The 4,123-nt window shown below is 65.9% G+C and carries 5 protein-coding genes; 1 reads left to right on the forward strand and 4 read right to left on the reverse strand.

The window, feature by feature from the left end:
• On the forward strand, positions 1 to 1,752 hold a 1,752-nt coding region (sulP, locus tag SX243_25355; GenBank protein MDY7096316.1), incomplete at its 5' end, for a sulfate permease.
• Here sulP and SX243_25360 read toward each other — a convergent pair.
• From SX243_25360 to SX243_25375, 4 genes are all read right to left on the reverse strand, one after another.
• Positions 1,739 to 2,245 (reverse strand): DUF3995 domain-containing protein, encoded by a 507-nt coding sequence (locus SX243_25360; GenBank protein MDY7096317.1) that lies wholly within the window; start codon positions 2,243 to 2,245, stop codon positions 1,739 to 1,741. The two genes, sulP and SX243_25360, sit on opposite strands and share 14 nt — an antisense overlap.
• A complete protein-coding gene (locus SX243_25365) occupies positions 2,178 to 2,582 on the reverse strand; it encodes a VOC family protein (protein ID MDY7096318.1) in 405 nt (134 codons plus the stop codon). The genes SX243_25360 and SX243_25365 overlap by 68 nt, the downstream gene beginning before the upstream one ends.
• 287 nt (positions 2,583 to 2,869) lie before the next feature.
• Positions 2,870 to 3,103, reverse strand: coding sequence for an energy transducer TonB (locus SX243_25370; GenBank protein ID MDY7096319.1), 234 nt, complete (start codon positions 3,101 to 3,103; stop codon positions 2,870 to 2,872).
• A gap of 364 nt (positions 3,104 to 3,467) precedes the next feature.
• Positions 3,468 to 3,884 (reverse strand): TonB family protein, encoded by a 417-nt coding sequence (locus SX243_25375; GenBank protein MDY7096320.1) that lies wholly within the window; start codon positions 3,882 to 3,884, stop codon positions 3,468 to 3,470.
• Positions 3,885 to 4,123 lie beyond the last annotated feature (239 nt).

The raw sequence follows: 4,123 nt of genomic DNA on the forward strand, positions 1-4,123 counted from the left end.
TCCCCCTCTACCCTGCCCGCTGCATACAATTCCCCCATGCCCTCTCCTCACCGCCACCGCTGGTGGCCTCTGACCTACCGGCGCAGCGATCTGCCCTCGGACCTCCTGGCAGGCACCGTGGTGGCGACGCTGCTGGTGCCCCAGAGCATGGCCTACGCCCTGCTGGCCGGGCTGCCGCCCCAGATGGGGCTCTACGCCAGCGTGGTGCCCACCGCCCTCTACGGCCTGCTGGGCTCCAGCCGTGCCCTCTCCGTCGGCCCCTCCGCCATCATCGCTCTCATGGTGGCCGGTGCCCTCGGGCCGTTGGCGGCGGCGGGCTCTCCCGAGGCGGCAGCGCTGGCGGGCACCCTGGCGCTGCTGGTGGCGGCGGTCTACCTCCTCCTGGGGCTGGTGCGGGCGGGCTTCCTGGCCAACTTCCTCAGCCACGCGGTGATCTCCGGCTTCACCACCTCCGCCGCCCTGGTCATCGCCACCGGCCAGCTGCTGCCCCTCACCGGCCTCTCCCGCACCCCCGGCAGCGGCCCCGGCGGCCAGCTGGTGCAGCTCGTTCGTGAAGCGGGCACCATCCACCCTCCCACCCTGATCCTCGGCGCCGCTGCGCTGGCGATGCTCTATTTCTTTCGCCTGGGGCTGGAACCGATCCTCCAGCGCTGGAAGCTGCCGGCGCCGGTGCGCGGCCTGGTGACTCGCAGTGGTCCGCTGGCGGTGGTGATCCTGGGCACCGTCGCCGTCGCCCACTTGCAGCTGGAGGAGGTGCCGGTGGTGGGCGAGATCCCCGCCGGCCTGCCTTCCCTGGGCCTGCCCCTCTGGGACACCACCCTCGCCTCTCAGCTGGCCCTGCCGGCGGTGGCCATTGCGCTGGTGGGCTTCATCGAAGGCTATGCGGTGGCCAAGGCTCTGGCGGCCCGAGAGCGGGAGACAGTAGACTCCAACACTGAGCTCCGCGCCCTCGGCGTCGCCAACGTGGGCGCCGCCTGCACCGGCGCCTTCCCCATCTCCGGCGGCCTCGGCCGCACCGTCGTCAACGACGCCGCCGGCGCCCGCAGCGGCCTCGCCTCCCTGGTCACCGCCGCCCTGGTGGCCCTCACCCTCGCCTTCTTCATGCCCGCCTTCCGGCTCCTGCCCAAGGCGGTCCTCGCCGCCATCATCCTGGTGGCGGTTCTCCAACTGGTGGATCTCAAAGCCCTCGGCCGCCTGTGGCGCTACAGCCGTGCCGACGCCTTCGCCTGGGCCGGCACGTTCCTGGCGGTGCTCCTCGCCGGGGTGGAAGAAGGCATCCTCTTCGGCGCCGTCGTCGCCCTCGCCCTCCACCTCTTCCGCACCAGCCGCCCCCACCTGGCGGAGGTCGGCCGCGTCGGGAGCAGCGAGCACTTTCGCAACGTGCTCCGTCACTCGGTGGAAACCTGGCCCGATCTATTGCTGGTGCGGGTGGACGAGAGCCTCTATTTCGCCAACACCGCCTATCTGGAAGGGCGCCTCCTGGAGATGGTCGCCAACCGCCCCCAGGTCCGCCACCTGGTGCTCATCGCCAGCGCGGTGAACTTCATCGACGGCTCGGCGCTGGAGAGTCTGGAACGCTTGGTGGACGAGCTGCGCAGCGCCGGCGTCACCTTCCACCTGGCCGAAGTCAAAGGCCCCGTAGCCGACCGCCTCGCCCGCACCTCCTTCCTCGACCACCTCGCCCCGGGGAAAGTCTTCCTCAGCACCCATGAGGCGGTGCGGGAACTGCGGAGCTCGCTCAGCTCCGAGTGAGGAGCAGCAAGCCAGCCGTCCCCAGCGCCAGCAGCAGGCATAGCGGGGAGTAGACCAGCGTATCCATGCGCGCGAAGCGGGTTCCCTTCACCCGCTTGAAGAACCCCACCAGCCGAAACTCCCCCACCGCCCGCAACCCAAACGCCCCCGCCATGGCGATGGCCAGCCAGCGGACCCAGCGCTCCGCCAACGGCAGCTGAACCCACCCCGCCACCGCGGCCACCAGCAGCGCACAAAACCCCAGCGCCGCCGCCACGACGAGGGTTACGAACGGCCCCGGCACGAACGCCGGCTTGCCTTCGACTTCCGGCAGCGTCGAGCTCATCCCCCAGCGCACACCCAGGGCCCAGAGGATGTGGAGGAGGGAGAGGAGGGCGAAGGTGGTGAGGAGGCCTAGAGCCAGGAGGCTGGACAGAGTGACGATCTCAGGCCTCCTTGTTCTTCTCGTCCCAGGGCATCGGCTGCCAAAGCTCGACCTTGTTTCCTTCCGGATCCATGATCCACGCGAACTTGCCGTTCTCGTGGGACTCCGGCCCCCCGACGATCTCCACCCCGTCCGCCCGCAGTTGCTCCAGCATCTCGCCCAAGTCGTCGACCCGGTAGTTGATCATGAAGGACGAGGTGCTCGGGCTGAACCACTCGCTGTCCTTGCTCGCGAGGCACCACACGGTCAGACCTCCATCGTCGGCAGGATCGTCGGGCCACTTGAGAGCAGCGCCGCCAAAATCCTCCAACGCCATGCCCAGATGCTTCCGGTACCAGTCCGCCAACTCAGCGCTCTTCCCCTTGCTCTTGAAGAAAACGCCGCCGATTCCGGTTACTTTCGCCATTTCAGACTCCTAGTCCATATTTCTCAGCGGCGCCATTTCTCAGCAACGCCATTTCTCAGGGGCGCCGTCCGAAGGGGCGCGTCCGCTTGGTTGATCGAGCTCGACGCCCCTGCTTCTAGACCCTCTTGCGGTCCGCGATCCGAATCACGATGACCACTCTCAAGCCCCGGAGGGGCGGAGGCATCTAGCCCGGGGCGCGAGCCCCGGGTGCGCAACCCGAGGGACCCCCAAGCCCCGGAGGGGCGACAGCCGAACCCGCCCAGGCCCAGCAGCCCGCGCCTAGCCAACTACTGCCAGTGGATGTTGACTGTGAGCATGTAGTAGACGGATACCGGCTCACCGTTGAGCTCGGCGGGCTTGAACTGCCAGGTCCTGAGGGAATCGCGGATGGGTTGTTCAATACACTCTGGAGGTTGCTTCTTGAGAAATCTGAGGCTCTCGATCCGCCCCTGAGTGTCGATGACGGTCTCAAGGATGATCGGCCCAGTCCATCGGCAGTCTCGCTGCGAGAACTGGGCCATCCGACCCTTCAGTCGGACAGGTGGAACCACATCACCAGCAATTTGCAAGGGGACTTCCTGCGGAGCCGACGCTGAGGAGCTGGGCTCAGCCGGCAGCGGCTCAGGCCAATCGATCTTCCCATCGTGAGGTATGCCTGCACCTGGACCCGGCTCGGCATGCTCTTCGGCTCGAGCCAGTTGTGGGTCGACCCTTTCCGCTGGTAGATGCTCGCCAACCGGCCCGGCTGGCTTGCATGCACACAAGGCGATGGCGATAGCCAAGGTGCTTAGACGGAACCACATCCGGGAGGGACCTCAAGGCCAGGAGGAAGCTGGCCGAGCTACATAGCGTGGCAAACGCTGGCCGAGCGCAGCGAGCTCCAAGTCACGAAGTGGCAGGTGCCGACTTGCTCGGCTGTGACCCGTAGTTGAATGTAACAGTACTGGTCACATACACCGGCACCAGAGCATCATTCTCCTCCGAAGGCCGATACTCTCGACTCATGACTGCCTTGACACCATGTTGATCCCAGACCCCCTCCGGCTCGGACTCTACGACCTCCGGATTGTGCACCTTGCCATTTGAATCGATCAGGAAGCGCACCCTCGCGAACCCTTCTTGGCCAGCCCCCGGCGTGCTGCCAGCAGGCATCTCAAAGCGGACTGGCTCATCGCTCTCTATCCAGTAATCATCCAGTTCATCCACTGCTACTTCCAAAGGCTCCGACGCCAAATAGATCTTCGGCGCTACAGAGCATGCAGCCAAGACCAACACTGACACGATCATAAGCATTTTCTTCATGAACACTCCTTTATGTGCTGAATGCAAACTTTGGTTGCCTGCGTGCTCAGCCTGAGTGGTGGCAGAACCACCCGCCTCGAGGTTGGGGTTAGCAGCCTGTGGTGAAAGTCAGACGCCAGCGAGAGCGAGAAATTTTTCGGCGAATCGAGGCCAGAAAACCGCAGGCGATGCGGGTATCGGCGAGGTTTTCGAACGAAGATTCGGCGGAAAAGGGCCGCTCGCAGCGCGGCTCGACTTTC

The organism is Acidobacteriota bacterium, from assembly GCA_034211275.1.
Taxonomy (GTDB): Bacteria; Acidobacteriota; Thermoanaerobaculia; order Multivoradales; family JAHZIX01; genus JAGQSE01.

Excerpts from the sequence above, each read along its gene's own strand:
- SX243_25365 (MDY7096318.1), bottom strand. The coding sequence starts at position 2,582 with ATGGCGAAAGTAACCGGAATCGGCGGCGTTTTCTTCAAGAGCAAGGGG.
- SX243_25375 (MDY7096320.1), bottom strand. The coding sequence starts at position 3,884 with ATGAAGAAAATGCTTATGATCGTGTCAGTGTTGGTCTTGGCTGCATGC.
- SX243_25370 (MDY7096319.1), bottom strand. The coding sequence starts at position 3,103 with ATGGCCCAGTTCTCGCAGCGAGACTGCCGATGGACTGGGCCGATCATC.